This is a genomic window from Streptomyces sp. NPDC048623, from assembly GCF_040650755.1.
In the GTDB taxonomy this organism is placed as follows: domain Bacteria; phylum Actinomycetota; class Actinomycetes; order Streptomycetales; family Streptomycetaceae; genus Streptomyces.
This window is the reverse complement of sequence record NZ_JBEZHV010000021.1, coordinates 95,293-113,038: the sequence shown is the minus strand read 5'-3', so window position 1 is coordinate 113,038 and position 17,746 is coordinate 95,293. Positions and strand designations below refer to the sequence as shown.

General features: G+C 73.0%; 18 protein-coding genes. 11 read left to right on the top strand and 7 right to left on the bottom strand.

The features are described from left to right. The first annotated feature begins 37 nt into the window (after positions 1-37). The 4 genes from AB0C73_RS27125 (at position 38) to hutH (ending at position 4,906) form a co-directional block, all read left to right on the top strand. Positions 38-439, top strand: coding sequence for a VOC family protein (locus AB0C73_RS27125; protein ID WP_362535090.1), 402 nt, complete (start codon positions 38-40; stop codon positions 437-439). Positions 440-514: 75 nt separating this feature from the next. After that, the gene (locus AB0C73_RS27120; RefSeq protein WP_362535088.1) at positions 515-940 is read left to right on the top strand and encodes a hypothetical protein; all 426 of its coding nucleotides are present in this window, start codon (positions 515-517) and stop codon (positions 938-940) included. Next, entirely contained in the window at positions 937-3,174 is a 2,238-nt protein-coding gene (locus AB0C73_RS27115) for a tetratricopeptide repeat protein (RefSeq protein WP_362535086.1), read from the top strand. The genes AB0C73_RS27120 and AB0C73_RS27115 overlap by 4 nt, the downstream gene beginning before the upstream one ends. A 190-nt stretch (positions 3,175-3,364) precedes the next feature. Further along, positions 3,365-4,906, top strand: a complete 1,542-nt coding sequence (hutH, locus tag AB0C73_RS27110) for a histidine ammonia-lyase (protein WP_362535186.1) — start codon at positions 3,365-3,367, stop codon at positions 4,904-4,906. A gap of 102 nt (positions 4,907-5,008) precedes the next feature. On the opposite strand, the gene AB0C73_RS27105 is transcribed toward hutH, so the two are convergent. Next, positions 5,009-5,278: an LAETG motif-containing sortase-dependent surface protein gene (locus AB0C73_RS27105; protein ID WP_362535083.1), complete on the bottom strand. Its 270-nt coding sequence runs from the start codon at positions 5,276-5,278 to the stop codon at positions 5,009-5,011. A 109-nt stretch (positions 5,279-5,387) separates the two neighbouring features. On the opposite strand from AB0C73_RS27105, the gene AB0C73_RS27100 reads away from it, so the two are divergent. Further along, on the top strand, positions 5,388-5,738 hold the full coding sequence (locus tag AB0C73_RS27100) for a hypothetical protein (protein ID WP_362535080.1): 351 nt from the start codon (positions 5,388-5,390) through the stop codon (positions 5,736-5,738). A gap of 229 nt (positions 5,739-5,967) precedes the next feature. Beyond that, on the top strand, positions 5,968-7,239 hold the full coding sequence (locus AB0C73_RS27095) for an Ig-like domain-containing protein (protein WP_362535077.1): 1,272 nt from the start codon (positions 5,968-5,970) through the stop codon (positions 7,237-7,239). An 84-nt stretch (positions 7,240-7,323) separates the two neighbouring features. On the opposite strand, the gene AB0C73_RS27090 is transcribed toward AB0C73_RS27095, so the two are convergent. Continuing rightward, positions 7,324-8,190, bottom strand: a complete 867-nt coding sequence (locus AB0C73_RS27090; RefSeq protein WP_362535074.1) for a helix-turn-helix transcriptional regulator — start codon at positions 8,188-8,190, stop codon at positions 7,324-7,326. 128 nt (positions 8,191-8,318) lie between these two features. Between AB0C73_RS27090 and AB0C73_RS27085 the strand changes: the two genes are divergently transcribed. Both AB0C73_RS27085 and AB0C73_RS27080 read left to right on the top strand, forming a co-directional pair. Beyond that, a complete protein-coding gene (locus tag AB0C73_RS27085) occupies positions 8,319-9,380 on the top strand; it encodes an NAD(P)-dependent alcohol dehydrogenase (RefSeq protein ID WP_362535071.1) in 1,062 nt (353 codons plus the stop codon). Positions 9,381-9,462: 82 nt separating this feature from the next. Beyond that, positions 9,463-9,810 carry a DUF1330 domain-containing protein gene (locus AB0C73_RS27080; protein ID WP_362535183.1) on the top strand — a complete coding sequence of 116 codons (348 nt, stop codon included), beginning with the start codon at positions 9,463-9,465 and terminating at the stop codon, positions 9,808-9,810. Positions 9,811-9,837: 27 nt separating this feature from the next. Here the strand turns inward: AB0C73_RS27080 and AB0C73_RS27075 are convergent, their stop codons facing one another. After that, positions 9,838-10,845 carry an RNA polymerase sigma-70 factor gene (locus AB0C73_RS27075; protein WP_362535068.1) on the bottom strand — a complete coding sequence of 336 codons (1,008 nt, stop codon included), beginning with the start codon at positions 10,843-10,845 and terminating at the stop codon, positions 9,838-9,840. A 189-nt stretch (positions 10,846-11,034) separates the two neighbouring features. On the opposite strand from AB0C73_RS27075, the gene AB0C73_RS27070 reads away from it, so the two are divergent. Further along, on the top strand, positions 11,035-11,613 hold the full coding sequence (locus AB0C73_RS27070; protein ID WP_362535065.1) for a hypothetical protein: 579 nt from the start codon (positions 11,035-11,037) through the stop codon (positions 11,611-11,613). Positions 11,614-11,880: 267 nt separating this feature from the next. Here the strand turns inward: AB0C73_RS27070 and AB0C73_RS27065 are convergent, their stop codons facing one another. Next, entirely contained in the window at positions 11,881-12,408 is a 528-nt protein-coding gene (locus AB0C73_RS27065) for a hypothetical protein (protein ID WP_362535063.1), read from the bottom strand. A gap of 119 nt (positions 12,409-12,527) precedes the next feature. Here AB0C73_RS27065 and AB0C73_RS27060 point away from each other — a divergent pair, with 119 nt between their 5' ends. Beyond that, complete coding sequence (locus AB0C73_RS27060; RefSeq protein WP_362535060.1) at positions 12,528-13,901, top strand: BTAD domain-containing putative transcriptional regulator; 1,374 nt, start codon at positions 12,528-12,530, stop codon at positions 13,899-13,901. A gap of 96 nt (positions 13,902-13,997) precedes the next feature. After that, complete coding sequence (locus AB0C73_RS27055; protein WP_362535057.1) at positions 13,998-14,501, top strand: hypothetical protein; 504 nt, start codon at positions 13,998-14,000, stop codon at positions 14,499-14,501. A gap of 78 nt (positions 14,502-14,579) precedes the next feature. Here AB0C73_RS27055 and msrA read toward each other — a convergent pair whose 3' ends face one another. From msrA to AB0C73_RS27040, 3 genes are all read right to left on the bottom strand, one after another. Continuing rightward, positions 14,580-15,242: a peptide-methionine (S)-S-oxide reductase MsrA gene (gene msrA / locus AB0C73_RS27050; protein ID WP_362535054.1), complete on the bottom strand. Its 663-nt coding sequence runs from the start codon at positions 15,240-15,242 to the stop codon at positions 14,580-14,582. A gap of 122 nt (positions 15,243-15,364) precedes the next feature. Further along, complete coding sequence (locus AB0C73_RS27045) at positions 15,365-16,483, bottom strand: hypothetical protein (protein WP_362535051.1); 1,119 nt, start codon at positions 16,481-16,483, stop codon at positions 15,365-15,367. 119 nt (positions 16,484-16,602) lie between these two features. Then, positions 16,603-17,718 (bottom strand): hypothetical protein, encoded by a 1,116-nt coding sequence (locus AB0C73_RS27040; protein WP_362535048.1) that lies wholly within the window; start codon positions 17,716-17,718, stop codon positions 16,603-16,605. Positions 17,719-17,746 lie beyond the last annotated feature (28 nt).

Here is a 17,746-nt window from a genome sequence, read left to right as displayed (position 1 = left end):
AGCCCCTTGGCTTCCGTCCGCACCGTCAGGGGGAGAAATGACCAGTAGGTTCACCGAGTTGGTCGTCGACTGTCGCGATCCGGAGCGGCTCGCCGCGTTCTGGTGCGCGGTTCTGGACTTCACGGTGATCGAACGGGGCGAGGGCAAGGTCGAGATCGGGTCCTGGGTGCCGACCGTCGAGGAGGTACGGGCCCGGCAGATGGCGCCCACCGTGGTGTTCATCCGGGTGCCCGAGGGGAAGACGGTGAAGAAGAACCGGCTTCACCTGGACGTCAGCCCGATCGACGGCAGCACGGACGACGAGGTGGCCAGGCTGCTCCGCCTCGGCGCCGCCAAGGTCGACGTGGGACAGGGCCCCGGCCGCAGCTGGGTGCCCATGGCGGACCCCGAGGGCAACGAGTTCTGCGTCCTGCGCGCCTTGGCGCCGTCCGCGCCCTAGCCTGGCGAGCAGGCGTGTCGGCGGGGGAGTCGGGGAGCCGGGGAGTCGGGGAGCCGGGGAGTCGGGGGAGGGGTCATGACAGGCGTCAGGTGGGTCGTGGCGGGGGTCGCGGCGGTGGTCGCCGCAGGGCTCGTCGTGGTCGTGGGTGTGATGGACCTGGAGCAGGGCGAGAAGATCGCGAGCGTGGCCGGGGCCGTGGTGAGCGTGCTGCTGGCCGGGTTCACCGTCGCCACCGCGCAGCCCGCCGCCTCCGCCGGGCAGGGGCGCCGCATACGGGCCGGGCGTGGCGCAACGGTCATCGACGGGAACGTCACCGGCAGCGCCCTCGGGCGCGGCTCGAAGGTGACCGGGCCGCCCACCGCCGCCCCCGCCCCTGCCCCGCCGACGGGCGACGCCACTCCGCGCCCGCCCGCCGACGGGGTCAGCGGGGGCCGGGACAGCACCGTGATCCTCGGGGACGTACGCGACAGCGCGATCGGTGACCAGAGCGAGCGCCGGTGAGCCTGTGGCGGCGCCGGAAGGAGCCGACCGTCGACGAGCCGGGCGTCTCGGTCGGGGGAGATGTCGCGTACAGCGCCCTCGGACCGTACAGCTCCGTCGTCGTCCAGCAGACGCCCGCGCCGGCCGCCGTCGTGTGGCCCGTCGAGGTCGGGGCCGTACCGGCGTTGGCCTCCGCCTTCCAGCCGCGCGCCGGACTGCGCGAGCGGATCGACGCGGTGCGGGCCGAGGGCGGTACGGCGGTGCTGACGCAGGTCCTGTCGGGCGGCGGCGGGGTCGGGAAGTCGCAGCTCGCCGCCTCGTACGCGGCCGGGGCCGTCGCCGAGGGGACCGACCTGGTGGTGTGGGTGCCGGCCGGGGAGCTCCAGCAGGTCGTGACGCTGTACGCGCGCGCCGCGCAGCGGATCGCCGTGCCCGGCGCGGCGGGGGAGGACCCGGAGGCCGACGCGCGCGCGTTCCTCGCGTGGCTCGCTACTACGGACCGCCGCTGGCTCGTCGTCCTCGACGACATCGGCGCCCCGGCCGCCCTGGAGGGCTGGTGGCCGGCGAGCCGCACCGGCAGCGGGTGGGTGCTCGCCACCACCCGCCTCCATGACGCGCGGCTGACCGGCGGGGGCCGCCGGAGGGTCTCCGTCGACGTGTACGAGCCCGCCGAGGCGGTCGCCTACCTGCGGGCCCGGCTCGCGGAGGAACCCGGCCTCGCGGACGGCGCGGAGGAGGAGCTGGCGCGCGAGCTGGGGTACCTCCCGCTCGCGCTCGGGCATGCCGCCGCGTACATGCTCAACAGTGGGCTCGGCTGCACCGCCTACCTGGATCTCTTCCGCCGCTCGTCGCTCGGCGACGCCCTGCCGCCGTCCGCCGACGCCGAGGGCTACGGCCGCGCGGTGGCCACGACGCTGCTGCTCTCGCTCGACGCGGCGGAGGCCGCCGACCCGGCCGGCCTCGCCCGCCCGGTCCTGCGCCCGGTCCTGCGCCTGGCCGCCCTCCTGGACCCGGCGGGGCACCCGGCGGCCCTGTGGGAGACGGCGGCGGTGCTCGCGTACCTCGGCGGCTGCGACGTCGGGACGGTCCGCGCGAGCCTGCGCGTCCTCCACCGTTACGCCCTGCTGACCTGTGACAGCGGTACGGGGACGGTCCGGATGCACGCCCTGACGGCCCGGGCGGTGCGGGAGGCGATCCCCGGGGTGATCCCCGGAGTGATCCCTGAGCCGATCCCCGAGCCGATCCCTGGGCCGATCCCCGAGGTGATCCGCGAGGAGGGACTCGCCCGCCTGGCGGAAACAGCGGCCGCCGCGCTGCTGTGTCTCTGGCCGTCGCCGGACCGGCCGGACTGGGAGCTGGTGGCGGTCCTGCGGGCCAACACGGACAGCCTCGCGGCGGCCCTGGGCCCGCTGATGTGGGCCGTACTCGACTGCCGGCGCCTGCTGTTCACGGCCGGACACAGCCTGTTCCGGGAGGGGCTGCTCGCCGCCGCGACGGCCCACTGGGCCGCACTCGCCGTTGCCGGCGCGGAGCTTCTGGGGGCTGAGCACCCCGACACCCTGGAGGCCCTCACGCGCCTGGCCGAGGCGTACTCGCGGGCGGGGCGTGCCGCCGAGGCCATCGAGGTGGAGGCGGGCGTGCTCGCCACCTGCGAACGCGTGCGGGGCCCCCAGGACGGCATCACGCTCGCCGCCCGCGCCAACCTCGCCAACTGCTACGCCGTCGCCGGACGGATCCCGGAGGCCGTGGCGCTGATGGAGCAGGTCGTCGCGGACCAGGACCGGTTCTTCGGGCCCGTGGACACCGCCCAGGCGCGCGCCAACCTGGCGACCTTCCTCCAGCAGACGGGCCGCCTCTCCGAGGCCATCGTCCTGGCCGAGCAGGCCCTCGAAGAGATCGAGGGAGCCGTGGGGCCGTACCACCCCAACCTCCTCGTCGTACGGAACAACCTGGCCGCCGCCTACCACGACGCCGGACGGCACGCCGAGGCGGCGGCGCTGAAGGAGCGGACGCTCGCGGACGCCGAGCGGCTGCTCGGCCCCGAGCACCACCAGACGTCCTTCCTGCGGGCCAACCTCGCCGTCACCTACTGGGAGCTGGGCCGCCGCGCGGAGGCCGCCGCGCTGCTCGACAGGGCGGTGGCGGAGCTGCGGAGCGTCCTCGGTGACATCCACCCCGATGTCGTCGCGTACGCCAGGAGTCTCGCGTCCATGGACTCCGCGCTCCACCCCGACCGCCCCGGCCACCCCCTCTAGCCCCGGCCACCCCCTCCAGCGCCGCCTGCTGCGCAGTCGAGCGCCCCGCGGGTCAGACTGGAACCGCTTCGTCCGCTCCGTCCGCTCCTCGGCATGCCCCGCGCCGGTAAGGGGTCCATTGCCGCCGGACCGATGACAAAGTCACCTAGTGACAGGTCGCTCTTCAATCCGTAAGGTTCTGAATATGGATATGCAGACTGTCGTCCTTGGGACGTCCGGCACCACCCCGCAGGACGTCATCGACGTCGCCCGCCACGGCGCGCGCGTCGAGCTGTCATCCGACGCCGTCGAGGCGCTCGCCGCCGCCCGCGCCAGCATCGACGCGCTCGCCGCGAAGCCCGAGCCGGTGTACGGCGTCTCCACCGGGTTCGGGGCCCTCGCCACCCGGCACATCGGGCATGACCTGCGCACCCAGCTGCAGCGCAACATCGTGCGCTCGCACGCCGCCGGCATGGGGCCGCGGGTCGAGCGCGAGGTCGTGCGCGCGCTGATGTTCCTGCGCCTCAAGACCGTCGCCTCCGGGCACACCGGCGTCCGGCCCGAGGTCGCCCAGACCATGGCCGACCTGCTCAACGCGGGCATCACCCCGGTCGTGCACGAGTACGGCTCGCTCGGCTGCTCCGGTGACCTCGCGCCGCTCTCCCACTGCGCGCTCGCCCTCATGGGCGAGGGTGACGCCGAGGGCCCCGACGGCACCGTGAAGCCCGCCGGCGAGCTGCTCGCCGCCGCCGGCATCGAGCCCGTCGAGCTGCGCGAGAAGGAGGGCCTCGCCCTCCTCAACGGCACCGACGGCATGCTCGGCATGCTGATCATGGCCCTCGCCGACCTCGACAACCTCTACAAGTCGGCCGACATCACCGCCGCCCTCTCCCTCGAAGCCCTCCTCGGCACCGAGAAGGTCCTCGAGCCCGAGCTGCACGCCATCCGCCCCCACCCCGGCCAGGCCGCCTCCGCCGCCAACATGCTCGCCGTCCTCAAGGGCTCCGAGCTCACCGGCCACTACCAGAGCGGCGAGGCCCCCCGCGTCCAGGACGCCTACTCGGTGCGCTGCGCCCCGCAGGTCGCCGGCGCCGGCCGCGACACCATGGCGCACGCCCGGCTCGTCGCCGAGCGCGAGCTCGCCGCGGCCGTCGACAACCCGGTGGTCCTCTCCGACGGCACGGTCCGCTCCAACGGCAACTTCCACGGCGCCCCCGTCGCGTACGTCCTCGACTTCCTCGCCATCGCCGCCGCCGACCTCGGCTCCATCGCCGAGCGCCGCACCGACCGGCTCCTCGACAAGAACCGCTCGCACGGCCTGCCGCCCTTCCTCGCCGACGACGCCGGCGTGGACTCGGGCCTCATGATCGCCCAGTACACGCAGGCCGCCCTGGTCAGCGAGATGAAGCGGCTCGCCGTCCCGGCCTCCGCCGACTCCATCCCGTCCTCCGCGATGCAGGAGGACCACGTCTCCATGGGCTGGTCCGCCGCCCGCAAGCTGCGCACCGCGATCGACAACCTCACCCGGATCATCGCCGTCGAGCTCTACGCCGCCACCCGCGGCATCGAGCTCCGCCACGGCCTGAGCCCGGCGCCCGCCTCCACCGCCGCCATCGAGGCGCTGCGCGCCGCCGGTGTCGCCGGCCCCGGGCCGGATCGTTTCCTCGCCCCCGACCTGGCCGCCTCCGACGCCTTCGTACGCGCCGGCCACCTCGTCGCCGCCGTCGAGCCGGTCACCGGCCCCCTGGCGTAACCCCGAGAACCGCAGAAGGGCCGCTCCCCGAATCCGTGGGGGCGGCCCTTCCGCGTGATCGGTACGTCTACGGCTTGTTCCGTACGTTTACGGGTTCACGCCTCAGGAGGCCCGGCCGCCCCGCCGCATCGCCAGCGTCACGAAACCGGCCCCCACGCCCAGGAACAGCGTCCCGCCGAGCAGGTACGGAGTGGTGTCCGGCCCGCCCGTCTCGGCGAGGTTCGTGGTGGCGCCGTCCTCCGCCGCGACGGACTGCGTGGTGCCGTCTCTGCCCTGTTCTCCGGTGGCGTTCGCGGACGGCACGAACCACAGCGCACAGAGCAGTGTTCCTGCGGCGGTGGCGGTGAACAGCGGGCGTCGAGCGACGGACACGGGTATTCGATCCCCCTTGCGGAAACCGCGAACTGGTGTGTGCGCTGATGGTATTGAACACCGCGGGTCGCGGGAAACCCGAGGTCCCCCGGCGCTCTACGCTCCGCCCATGAGTACTTCCGAGACATCACGCTATGTACGGCTTCGGGTCGATCTGGTCCTGGAGATCGACGGGCCCGCCGAGGTGGCCGAGGCCGCCCTCGGCCGGATCGAGGCCGACACCTCCATGCCGGAGGAGGAGCGGACCCACGCCCGCGCCGCCGTCGCCGAGGACAGCGCGGAGGCCCTCGCGTACCTCGTCGAACCTTTCGACGTGGTCGGCACCGTCCCCGGCGTCGAGCTGGTCCAGGCCTCCTGGAGCACCGAGGAGATCGACTACGACCCCGAGGCGGAGGAATGGGACCTCGACGAGGACGACCTGGGCGACGAGGACGACGAGGGCGACGACATCGGTGACTGACCTCGGCTGACGCCGACCCTCCGGGCCCCGGGACCACCGCGTCCAGGGGCCCTTTCCCGTAAGGGAGAAGATCGGGGATGATCTGGGGGGGGAGGGGTGGGGAACCGAACAGTCCGCCTGCGCGTGTGGATCAGTGGTGTTCCCCACATACCCGCCGGTTACGGAACCGGACGGGTTCTCATGGGTGTTTCAGTAAGTATCAGTCAGTAGTGGCAGGTAGCCGGCGACGATGGAGAAGCGTGTGATGACGGACGGCAAGCGTCGTAAGAGCCTGGCGGCCGCCGCCGCGGTGCTCGGCGGCGTGCTGGTGCTCTCGGCGTGCAGCGACAGCGACAAGGGCGGCAGCGCCTCCGACGCCTCGCAGAGCGCCCAGTCGCAGGCCCAGGTCGACGAGGCCGCCGCGCAGAAGACCTCCAAGGCGCAGATCACCATCACGCCCAAGAACGGCGCCCAGAACGCGTCGATCAACGACGACGCCAAGGTCTCCGTCACCGAGGGCAAGCTGACCGAGGTCACCATGACCTCCGCCGAGGGCAAGAGCGTCGCCGGCGAGATATCGGCCGACGGGCTGAGCTGGAAGCCCACCGGGCAGCTGGAGCGCGGCACGGTCTACAAGATCGCCGCGACCGCCAAGGACGCCGACGGCCTGGAGGCGCACGAGAACGCCTCGTTCACCACCGTCACCAAGGCCAACAGCTTCATCGGCAACTTCACGCCGGAGGACGGCTCGACGGTCGGCGTCGGCATGCCCGTCTCGATCAACTTCAACAAGGCGATCACCGACAAGAAGGCCGTCCAGGGCGGCATCAGCGTCACCTCCACCTCCGGTCAGGAGGTCGTCGGTCACTGGTTCAACTCGACCCGGCTCGACTTCCGCCCGGAGAACTACTGGGCCGAGGGCTCCACGGTCACCCTGAAGCTCGACCTCGACGGCGTCGAGGGCGCGAGCGGCGTCTTCGGCGTCCAGCAGAAGACCGTCACCTTCAAGATCGGCCGCAACCAGGTCTCCACGGTCGACGTGAAGGCCAAGACGATGACCGTCACCCAGGACGGCCGCACGATCAAGACCATCCCGGTCTCCGCCGGCTCCCCGGACAACACCACCTACAACGGTCAGATGGTGATCTCCGAGAAGTTCAAGGAGACCCGGATGAACGGCGCCACCGTCGGCTTCACCGACGACGACGGCAAGGGCGAGTACGACATCAAGGACGTGCCGCACGCCATGCGCCTGTCCACGTCCGGCACCTTCATCCACGGCAACTACTGGGGTGCCCGCTCCATCTTCGGCAGCGTGAACACCAGCCACGGCTGCGTCGGCCTCGCCGACGTCAAGGGCGCCGGCGACCCGAACCAGCAGGCCGCCTGGCTCTTCAACAACTCGATCGTCGGCGACGTCGTCATCGTGAAGAACTCCGCGGACAAGGTGATCGCCCCCGACAACGGCCTCAACGGCTGGAACCTGAGCTGGTCCGCCTGGAAGGCCGGTTCGGCGGTCTGATCCGCACGCAAGCGCAGTGCACAGAAGCGGCCCCCTCCCTGGAGGGGGCCGCTTCGTCGTTTCCGTCGTCCTTACTTCGCGTGCTTACTTCTGTACGTCCACGGGCTCGTCCACGCCCCACTGCGCGAGCAGCCGCAGCGCGTCCGCCGCCGGCGAGCCCGGCTCGGCGTGGTACGTCACGAGGACGAGCTCCGGGTCGTCGCCCGAGATCTTCAGCGACTCGTACGCCAGCGTCATCTCGCCCACCAGCGGATGCCGCATCCCCTTCGTGCCGTGCCCCTTGTCGGTCACCGTGTGCGCCGCCCACAGCGAGCGGAACTCCTCGCTCCTGACCGACAGTTCGCCCACCAGGGACAGCAGCTCCTGATCGTCCGGATACACGCCCGCGTACAGCCGCAGCAGGCTCACGACCTCGGTGGCCTTGCACTCCCAGTCGATGTACAGATCACGCGCGTTCGGGTCGAGGAAGATCATCCGGGCCATGTTCCGCTCGCGCGGCTCCCAGGTGGCGAAGTCGCCGATCAACGCCCGTGCCATCCGGTTCCAGGCCAGGATGTCGCCCCGCCGCCCCAGGACGAAGGCCGGAACGCTCTCCATCGAGTCGATCAGTGCCACGATCCCCGGCCGGACCTGCTGCGGACGGGCGGCGGACGCGCGGTGCCGCTTCTTCTGCGTCGGCTTCGCCAGGTGCGTGAGATGCGCGCGCTCGGTGTCGCTCAGGCGCAGCGCCCGCGCGATGGCGTCCAGGACCTCCATGGACACGTTCTTGCCGTGGCCCTGCTCCAGGCGCGTGTAGTACGCCACCGAGACCCCGGCCAGCTGCGCCAGCTCCTCCCGGCGCAGGCCCGGCACCCGGCGGTGCCGCCCGAACTCCGGCAGCCCGACGTCCTGCGGCTTCAGCCGGGCCCGGCGGGTGCGCAGGAATTCGCTGAGTTCGGAGCTGAGGTCCATACCTCCCCAGTATTCCCGGTCGCGTCCGGAACCGGACGGACGATCCTGTCCCTGCCAGTGGTAGGAACGCCGGTCCTAGGCAGAGCAGTGCTCTGGGTAAGGCCGGAAACCTTCGGCAGGCTGGACGCATGACCACCACCCCCGTTTCCGGCACCCACGTTTCCGCCATCGCCGCCCCCGCCCCCGACGCCCCGCTCGCCCGCACCACCATCCCGCGCCGTGCCGTCGGCGAGCACGACGTGCTCATCGAGATCAAGTACGCCGGCATCTGCCACTCCGACATCCACCAGGCCCACAACGGCTGGGGAGAGGGCATCTTCCCGATGGTGCCGGGGCACGAGATCGCCGGCATCGTCACCGAGGTCGGCCCGGGTGTGACCAGGCACCAGGTCGGCGACCGGGTCGGCGTCGGCTGCTTCGTCGACTCCTGCCGCGAGTGCGAGTACTGCCTGCAGGGCCTGGAGCAGTACTGCGTGACCGGCGGCACCGGCACGTACAACGCCCTCGACAAGAACGGTGAGCCGACCTACGGCGGCTACTCCACCCACATCGTCGTCGACGAGAACTACACCCTGCGCATCCCCGAGGGCATCTCCCTCGACGTCGCCGCCCCGCTGCTGTGTGCCGGCGTCACCCTCTACTCGCCGCTCACCCACTGGCAGGCCGGCCCCGGCAAGAAGGTCGCGATCGTCGGCCTCGGCGGCCTCGGCCACATGGGCGTCAAGATCGCCCACGCGCTCGGCGCCGAGGTGACCGTGCTCAGCCAGTCCCTGAAGAAGCAGGAGGACGCCCTCAAGCTGGGCGCCGACCACTACTACGCCACCAGCGACCCGGAGACCTTCACCGCGCTGCGCGGCAGCTTCGACCTGGTGATCTCCACGGTCTCCGCGCCGCTGAACTTCGACGCCTACCTGAGCCTGGTCAAGACCGACGGCGCCCTGGTGAACGTCGGCGCCCCGGAGGAGCCGGTCAAGGTCAACCTGTTCTCCCTCATCGGCGGCCGCAAGACCCTCGCCGGCTCGATGATCGGCAGCATCAAGGAGACCCAGGACATGCTGGACTTCTGCGCCGCCCACGGGCTCGGCGCCGAGATCGAGCTGATCAGCGCCGACCAGGTCAACGAGGCGTACGCGCGGGTCGAGGCCTCGGACGTGCGGTACCGCTTCGTGATCGACGCGGCGACGATCTGATCCTGACAGCGCCAGGGCATGACCTCCGGGGTAATCGACCCCTGGGCCGTGCCCCGGCACGCTGGTCCCCATGACCGCAGACATGAGCGCGTACGCCATCGGAAACCTGCACCCGAAGCCCGTCCTCGACGACGAGGTCTTCACCTACATGGAGCGCATCCAGGACACGCTCGACCCCTTCGGCGGGCGCTTCCTCGTCCACGGCGCCCCCGCCCGCGAGGTCCGCGAGGGCAGCTGGCCCGGCGCCCTCGTCGTCATCGGCTTCCCGACCTACGAGGACGCCCGCGGCTGGTACGACTCCGCCGCCTACCAGGCGCTGATACCGCTGCGCACCCGCCACATGAACGGGGACGTGCTGCTCATCGAGGGCGTGCCCGAGGGGTACGAGGCCGCCGCCACCGCGGCCCTGCTGCGGGCGGCCCAGTCCTGAAGGCGGTCCTGGGGCAGTCCTGAGGGGTCACCGCTCCCGCTGCCGGCGGTGCTCCTCGCGCTGCCGTTCCTGGGCCTCGGCGGCCACCTTCCAGCCGTCCGCCACCGGCCCCACGTGATCGAGCTTGTCGGGGTTGGTGATCGCGCGGACGGTCTGGATGTGCCCGTCGAGCACGTCGAGCGACCAGATGAACAGCACCCGGCCGTCCCGGTCCCGGAACACCGCGCCCGGGCGGCCGTTGACCTCGCGCGCCTCGAAGCTCGCGTCCACCAGGGACAGCCGGCCGACGTACGAGGTGAGCAGCTTGGCCACGGGTTCGGCGCCGACCAGCGTCCGCGACAGCGCCGGCGCCTTGCCGCCACCGTCCCCCACCAGCTGCACGTCCGCCGAGAGCAGCGACCGCAGCCCGTCGACCTCGCCCGCCTGCAGGGCGTCGAAGAACCGCGCCGCCAGCTCCTCCCGCTCCACCCGGTCCGCCTCGAACCGGGCCCGCCCGTCCGCCATGTGCCGCCGCGCCCGCACCGCGAGCTGCCGACAGGCAGCCTCCGAGCGGTCCACGGCCGCCGCCACCTCGGGGAAACCGAAGCCGAACACCTCGCGCAGCACGAACACCGCCCGCTCCAGCGGGCTCAGCCGCTCCAGGAGCAGCAGCGCCGCCATCGACACCGAGTCGGCCAGCTCGGCCGCGCGCTCGGGGTCCTCGTACGGATCGGAGAGCAGCGGCTCGGGCAGCCAGTCGCCGACGTACTGCTCGCGCCGCACACGGGCGGAGCGCAGCACGTCGATCGAGATCCGGGTGACGGTCGCGGACAGGAAGGCCTTGGGAGAGACGGGCGGATTCGGCGCGGAGGCGTAGCGCAGCCAGGTCTCCTGCACGGCGTCCTCGGCCTCGCCGACACTGCCGAGGACGCGGTACGCGATGGAGAAGAGCAGCGGCCGCAGCTCCTCGAAGACGGCGACCTCCGCGGCCTGCCCCGGCTCACCGGACCCCGTGGTCTCCCCGGCTCCACCGGTCGCTCCACCGGTCCCGTTCATCGCGACGCCTCCTCGGCCCTGCACCTCATGGTCCCCATCTTCCCCAGGGAAGACGAGACAGCCCGGCCGTTTGTGACATCCGGCAGCCGGGAGCCCCGTTCACTGCCGGGCTCCGGCATGCCGCGGGGCCGCGCCGGGGCCTACTGTCGGCGCGCCCGGCAGGGGGCCGGGGTGCGGGGGTGGGACGGGATGGTGAGCCCAGGGCTCTTCCTGGTGATGTGGGGAATCTTCGCGACGGTGCTCGGGACGATCGTCGCCACGAACTTCCGGGGCGCGGCGTACCGGGTGAACGACATGGCCCGGCCATGGCCGGGCGCGAGGGGGCGCTCGCCGGGTGTCGGCTTCCACCGCGTGATCGCCGGGGTGTTCGCACTGGTGGGGCCGGTCACCCTCGTCAAGGGGGTGGGCGAGCTGATGCGGGGCGACGCCTTCGTGAGCGGCATGCCGCGGCTACCGCTGCCGTTCCTCGCCTGGATGGTGATCGTCGCGGCGGTCGGCCTGTGGACGGTGTGGCGCCCGGAGGGCCAGCTGCGGCTGCAGTGGGTGGGCGGCGGCCGGCTCGGGCGGGCCCTCGCGGTCGCGTCGAGTCTCGGATGGCTCGGCTTCGCCGCCGGGATCGTCCTCGGACAGGAGGTCCTGATGGTGGTGAGCTGGGCGGTGTTCGGCGCGGCGGGCATCCTCACGCTGGTCGTGAACACCCCGACCGGGGAGCCCGGCGAGGCCCCGGGCGACGACGCCGTTACGGGCAAGGACCCGGAGCAGGAGTAGACCGGGCACCCGGGCTCCGAGGGCGCCGCCGGGGCGGCCCCAGGCCTGCTCCGCTCGGCCTGACCGGGCCTGCCTGACCAGGCCCGGCATGGCGCCCGCCCGGGGGCGGCCGGGCGGCCGGGCGGGCGACACGTCCCGACCGGCGCCCGTCCGGGGGCGGCCGGCGCGGTTCCGCCGTCCGCCGGCAGCCTGTCGCGCCGCCCGGCCTGGCGCCCCGCCGGGGGTGACGTCGTCGGCCGCCCGACGCCAGCCGCCCCTTGCCCCCCGCTACCCCACCCTCTCGCAGAGCGCATCGGCCGAGCCGTGCAGGAACGTCAGCGTCTTGTAGCCGGTCGGGGAGACGTCCAGCGTGTAGACGCCGTCCGGCGTGTACAGGCCGCGGGCCAGGTTGCCGCCGTACTCGGCGAAGCCCGCCAGGATCGGGCCGATCACGTACCACTTCTGCGAGTGGTCGGGATGCACCTCCACCAGCGCGCGGCCGCCCGCGTCCGCGTCGTACGTGGCGCCGGTCGTGGAGTTGACCACGCGGATGACCAGCGCGCCCTTGTACTCGAAGACCTGCGTGCCGTCCTCGCGGACGGCGACCGTGCGCCGGACGACCTCGTCGACCACGGGGGAGCCGTGTACGGGGAAGTCGCAGCGGGCGCCGGCCGGGAAGGACCAGGGGGCGGAAGGGGCGGGCTCCCAGGCGCCGATCGGGCTCTCGGCGGCGGCGGGGGAGGCGGTGCCGAGCAGAGCGGCCGTGGCAGCGGCCGCCATGAAGGGGACGAGCGGAGCGAGGGTGCGTCGACGCATGGAAACTCCTTGCGGGGAAGGGCGGTTGAGGTGGCGGTGCCTGCGCCGTCCACCCTCCCGCCGCCCGCTGACCACAACCTGACCAACACCGCCGGACACGCCCTAAGGTGACCCGCACCATGGACTTCACCCTCCTCGGCCCCTTCGAGGCCCGCCACGAAGGCGTGCGCGTGCCGCTCGGCAGGCGCCGCCAGGAGCGCTGTCTGCTCGCGATCCTGCTGCTCGACGCGGGCCGGGTCGTCTCCGTGCCCCGCCTGGCCGATCTGCTCTGGAACGGCGCCCCGCCCGCCGGTGCGCGGGCCACCCTGCACACCTACGTCGGCCGGGTGCGGGCCGTGCTCAAGCCGTACGGCGTGACCGTCGCCACCCGCCACGACGGCTACGCGGTCGAGGCGGGTGAGGGCACGGAACACACCGTGGACGTACGGGAGTTCCTGGATCTGCTCGGGCAGGCGGCGGTCGCCGGCGACCCCGGTGAACAGGTCCGCTGCCACGACCGGGCCCTCGCCCTGTGGCGCGGCCCGCTGCTCGACGGCACCGTCGACGCGGCCCTGCGCGACCGGCTCGGCGGCCGGCTCGCCGAACTGCGCCTGAACGCCCTGGAACAGCGTGCCGAGACCCAGCTGACCATGGGCCTGCACGAACGGGTCCTCGCCGACCTCACCCCGCTCGCCGCCGAACTCCCCGGCAGGGAACGCCTGGTGGCCGCCCTGATGACCGCGCTCTACCGGGCCGGCCGGCAGGCCGAGGCCCTGGAGCTCTACCGGATCACCCGCCACCATCTGGTCACCGGGCTCGGCATCGACCCCGGCCCGGCCCTGACCACCCTCCACGACCGCATCCTCGCCGGCGACGCCCGCCTCGACCGGCCCCCGGCCCCGCTCTACGCGGTCCGGGTCCGCGACCAGTGGCTGCCCTGGACCACCAGCGGCCACCCGGCCCTGGAGTTCTGCAACACCTACGCGGGCTGGCCCCGCGCCCGGGCCACCGCCCCGGCCGTGCCCGGCTCCGACTGGCTGCGCGGCTATCCGACCCTGGCCGTGTGGGCCGGCCACCACGACCTCGCCGACGATCCCGTCGTCGACCGACTCCTCCAGGAGGCCGCCGCCCGTCCCGTCGAGGCCGCCGCCGCCCTCGACCGCGCCAAGGCCTTCCGTACCGCCCTCTACGCCTGTCTGACCGACCCGGCCGACACCCGCGCTTTCCGCGCGGTCGCCGCCGTCGCGCAGGACGCCGCCCGCTCCGCCGTACTGACCCTCGGCCCCGACGGCCTGGCCCACTGGCGCCTGGCCCCCTCGGCGGGCCTCGACCTCCCCCTCCTCGCCGTCGCCCGCTCCGCCGCCGACCTCCTCGCGGACCCGCGCCGCCTCACCCTGCGCGCCTGCCCGGGCCCCGACTGCGGCTGGCTCTTCCCGGACGAGTCCGGCCGCCGCCGCTGGTGCTCACTGGCCACCTGCGGCGACGGCGGGAGGCAGGCAACCGGGATGCCCTGAACACTGCCGGGATGCGGCATGACGCGGGTCTGCGGCGCTGCCTACCTTCGAACGCCGGCTGCGCACGACCAGGGCGGGCCGGGGGAGGGGGCTGGGATGACGGGGATCGGCGCGGGTGGTGGGCTTTTCGCGCTGCTGTGGGGAACCTGGACGGCAGGCGTCGGCCTGGTCGTCGCGCGGGACGTCCATGAGGAGGCGAATCGCCTCGGGTGGAAGTCCCCGGGCGATTCCTTCCTCCGTGGCGCGGCGTTGATGTGCACCAATCTCGGGTGCGCGGTCCTGGCCTTGGGGGCGATCGAGGCATGGAGCGGCGGGCTCGCAGGCGGGCTACCGCAGGTGCCCGCGGCCTATCTCCTGCCCATGGTTCTTGCGGAAGCCTTCGGCCTGTGGGCCCTGTGGCGGCCGACCGGTCCACTCCGTCGTGGCCGGGGCCGCCACCGGCAGGTCGTCGATGCCGTGCTGACGGCCGCGTTCAAGGGCTTCGCCGTGGGGCTCGCTCTCGGTCAGGGGGCCTTGATGGTGGTGAGTTGGCTGCTCGGCGGCGCGGCGGGCCTGGCCCTCTTCCTGAGGCGCCCCGACGAGAAGCAGGCCACCCCCTGACGGCAGGCATCACTCGGCCCCCGGGCCGAGCTCACGCGGCGATTGCCCTCACCTTCACGGGTCGTCCGTTCCCCGGGATCATCCGTCCGCCTTCGCGACACCGATCGGGCACGACACACCCGTACCCCCGATGCCGCAGTAGCCCGCCGGGTTCTTGTCCAGGTACTGCTGGTGATAGGCCTCGGCGGGATAGAAGACGCGGTCCTCGGCCGGGAGGATCTCGGTGGTGATCTCGCCGTAGCCGGAGCCGGTCAGGACCTGCTGGTAGGCCGCGCGGGAGGCCTCGGCGGTGGCCGCCTGGGCGGGGGAGTGGGTGTAGACGGCCGAGCGGTACTGCGTGCCGACGTCGTTGCCCTGGCGGAAGCCCTGGGTCGGGTCGTGCGACTCCCAGAACAGCTTCATGAGGCGCTCGTACGACACCTGCGCGGGGTCGAAGACCACCCGGACGACCTCGGTGTGACCGGTGAGGCCCGAGCAGACCTCCTCGTACAGCGGGTGCGGGGTGTAGCCGCCCTGGTAGCCGACGAGGGTCGTGTAGACGCCCTGGGTCTGCCAGAACTTGCGCTCGGCGCCCCAGAAACAGCCCAGGGCGAAGTCGGCGGTCTCCAGGCCCTCCGGGTACGGGCCGAGCAGCGGGGTGCCGAGGACCGTGTGGCGCTCCGGGACGGCGAAGGCAGGCTCGGGACGCCCGCCCAGGGCCTGCTCCGGGGTGGGGAGGACGGGGGTGCGGGACAGGAACATGCGGCATCTCTCCTCGACGGTGGCCTCCAGGACAACGCGGCGGGGCCGGAAGGGATTCCCTCCCGGCCCCGCCCCGGCCCGGCCACTGTCCGGCCCCGGCCCCACCCCGCCGCGCCGCACGCTCAGGACGCGTTGGCCACGCATTCGTCGCGCGTGAAGCAGTAGTGCTCGGCCGGATTCGCCCGGTACGACCACGGCAGCACCCCCACATGCCCGTCCACCAGGCGGAACTGCTCCACGGCCTCGTCCCACCGGCCCTGCAGGTTCAGGAAGTACGCCGCCAGATGGCGGGCCTCAGGGAGGCGCGGGTGCGCCGGATCGGCGGCGGCGATGTCCGCGAGCAGCGCGTCGACCGCCGCGTACATCTCCGGCGTCCGGTCCACGTCCGTGCTGTCGGACTCGTCGTGCTCGAAGTGCGCGATCAGCGGGAACACCGTCATCAGGCTGCCCGCCGGCGCCTCCGCCGCCGCCCGCACGGCGAACGCCCGGGCCAGCGCCTCCGAGCCGCGCCACTTGGCGCACCAGAACTGCAGCGCCGTCCAGTGCGCCTCGTAGTGGTGCGGAGCCCGGCTGGTGATCTCCTTCCAGATCCGGTGCATCTCGTCGTGGCCGCGGCCGAGGCCGATCGCGCTCCACATCTCGCCGATGTACGGGGTCGGGTCGTCCTGCGGCGCCAGCGCCGCGGCCCGGACGTGCTGCTCGTCCGCGAGCGGCAGCGTGCGGTGGAAGCCCGCGGCCTGCTCGGCGGTGGTGTACCGCGCCCGCTTCGCGCCCCGGAGCTTCCAGGCGAGCTGGACGGTGCTGCGCGCCCGGACCACCGCCGCGCCCGGATCGTCGGGGCGGGCCGACTCCCAGGCCGTCAGCCAGGCGTCCTCGTCGGCCGCCGCCATGCCCAACTGCCCGGCGAGGAAGGAACGCCGCTCCCAGTCCCGGGCCGCGGCCGTCTCGTCGAGGAGGGCGGCGGCGGGCTGCCAGTTCCCGGCCCTCGCGTCGGCGAGGGCCACCGTGAGGGCCGGCTCCAGCGGTGCGGCGAGGTCGGTGTTCTGGCGCTCGGCGGGCAGCAGGCCCAGCGTGCCGAGACGCTCGGCGAGGAGCGCGGCGGCGGCCTCCTCCTCCGGCGACACGGAGCCGGTGCGCCAGCCCTCGACGGCGCCCTGCACGATGGCCTTGAGGAAGTACAGCCCGAGGCCGAGCAGGCCGAGGACGAGGGGGGTCAGGACGACCCACAACAGGATGATCACGGTGCCCTACGGAATGTCGATGCGTGCTGCGACGCGTGCTTCGATGAGTGCTTCGATGAGTGTTCGATCAACTTGATCGGCTCGATCGGTTCGAACAGTGTGAGGGGAAGCGGCCGGGGCTACTCCCCGCGGGCCTTCAGGACCTGCGCCGCCGTGTAGTCGCGCACGTTCGTGTAGCGGGCCTTCGGGTCGCCCGCGTAGCTCCAGGGTGCGGTGCCGATGTAGCCGTCGACGAGCCGGAACTGGGCCAGGGCCGCCTCGTAACGGTCCTGCCAGTACAGCATCCAGGCCACCATGTGCCGGGTCTCCGCGAGCCGCGGGTCGGCCGGGTCGAGCAGGCTCTCGGCCGCCGCCAGGTCGACGAGGGCCGCGTCCGTTGCCGCCACGACCTCGGGCCGGTTGTAGAACTCCTGCGGTTCGAGGTCGGAGTCGTACGACTCCTGCTCGAAGTACGCCTCCAGGACGAAGTTCGTCAGCAGCTGCCCGGGCCGCGCGCGCTCGGCCCCGCGCCGGGCGAACGCGAGCGCCGCCTCGTGCGAGCCGCACCACTTGGCGCACCAGTACTGCAGGGCGCTGGAGTACGCGAGGTAGTTGAGCGGGTCACGCTTCTCGATCTCGGCCCAGATCGCCTCGACGGCCTCGTTCGGGTAGCCCAGGCCCATCGCCAGCGGCAGCTCGCCGATGAACGGGCTCGGGTCGTCGCCCGCGAGCTCCTGGGCCTGCGCGAAGGTCTCCCGGGCCTGGGCGAGGACCCGGTGGAAGGAGGCGAACTGCTCGTCCGTCGTGTACTTCGCCTGCTTCGAGCCGCGGATCTCCCAGGCCAGGTACACCAATGAACTGGCGTGTACGGCGGCCGCCGCCGGGTCCTCCGGCCGCGCCGCCCGCCAGGCGAGCAGCCAGGCGTCGTCCTGCACGGCGGCGTCCGCGAGCCGGCCGATCCGGCGCCGCCGCTCGTACCAGTCGCGCCCGGCCTCCTCGACGTACGCGGCCCCGGCCGCCCAGTCGCCGGCCTGCACGGCCTCCTTGGCGGCGGTGTGCACGGCGGACGGCGGGGTCAGGTTCTCGCTGTCGAGCCGGTCCGCGGGCAGCAGGCCGAGCCGGGCGGCCGCCTCGGCGTTCTTGGCGCGGGAGCCGTCCGAGCCGCCCGCACCGCCGCCGCTCTTGGCGGTCCGGCGGTTCTTGATCCAGAAGTAGAGCGCGATCGCGATCACGATCAGCGGGATGAGACGGGGCATGGGCGGTCGGAGGTCCTTCCGGGGGACG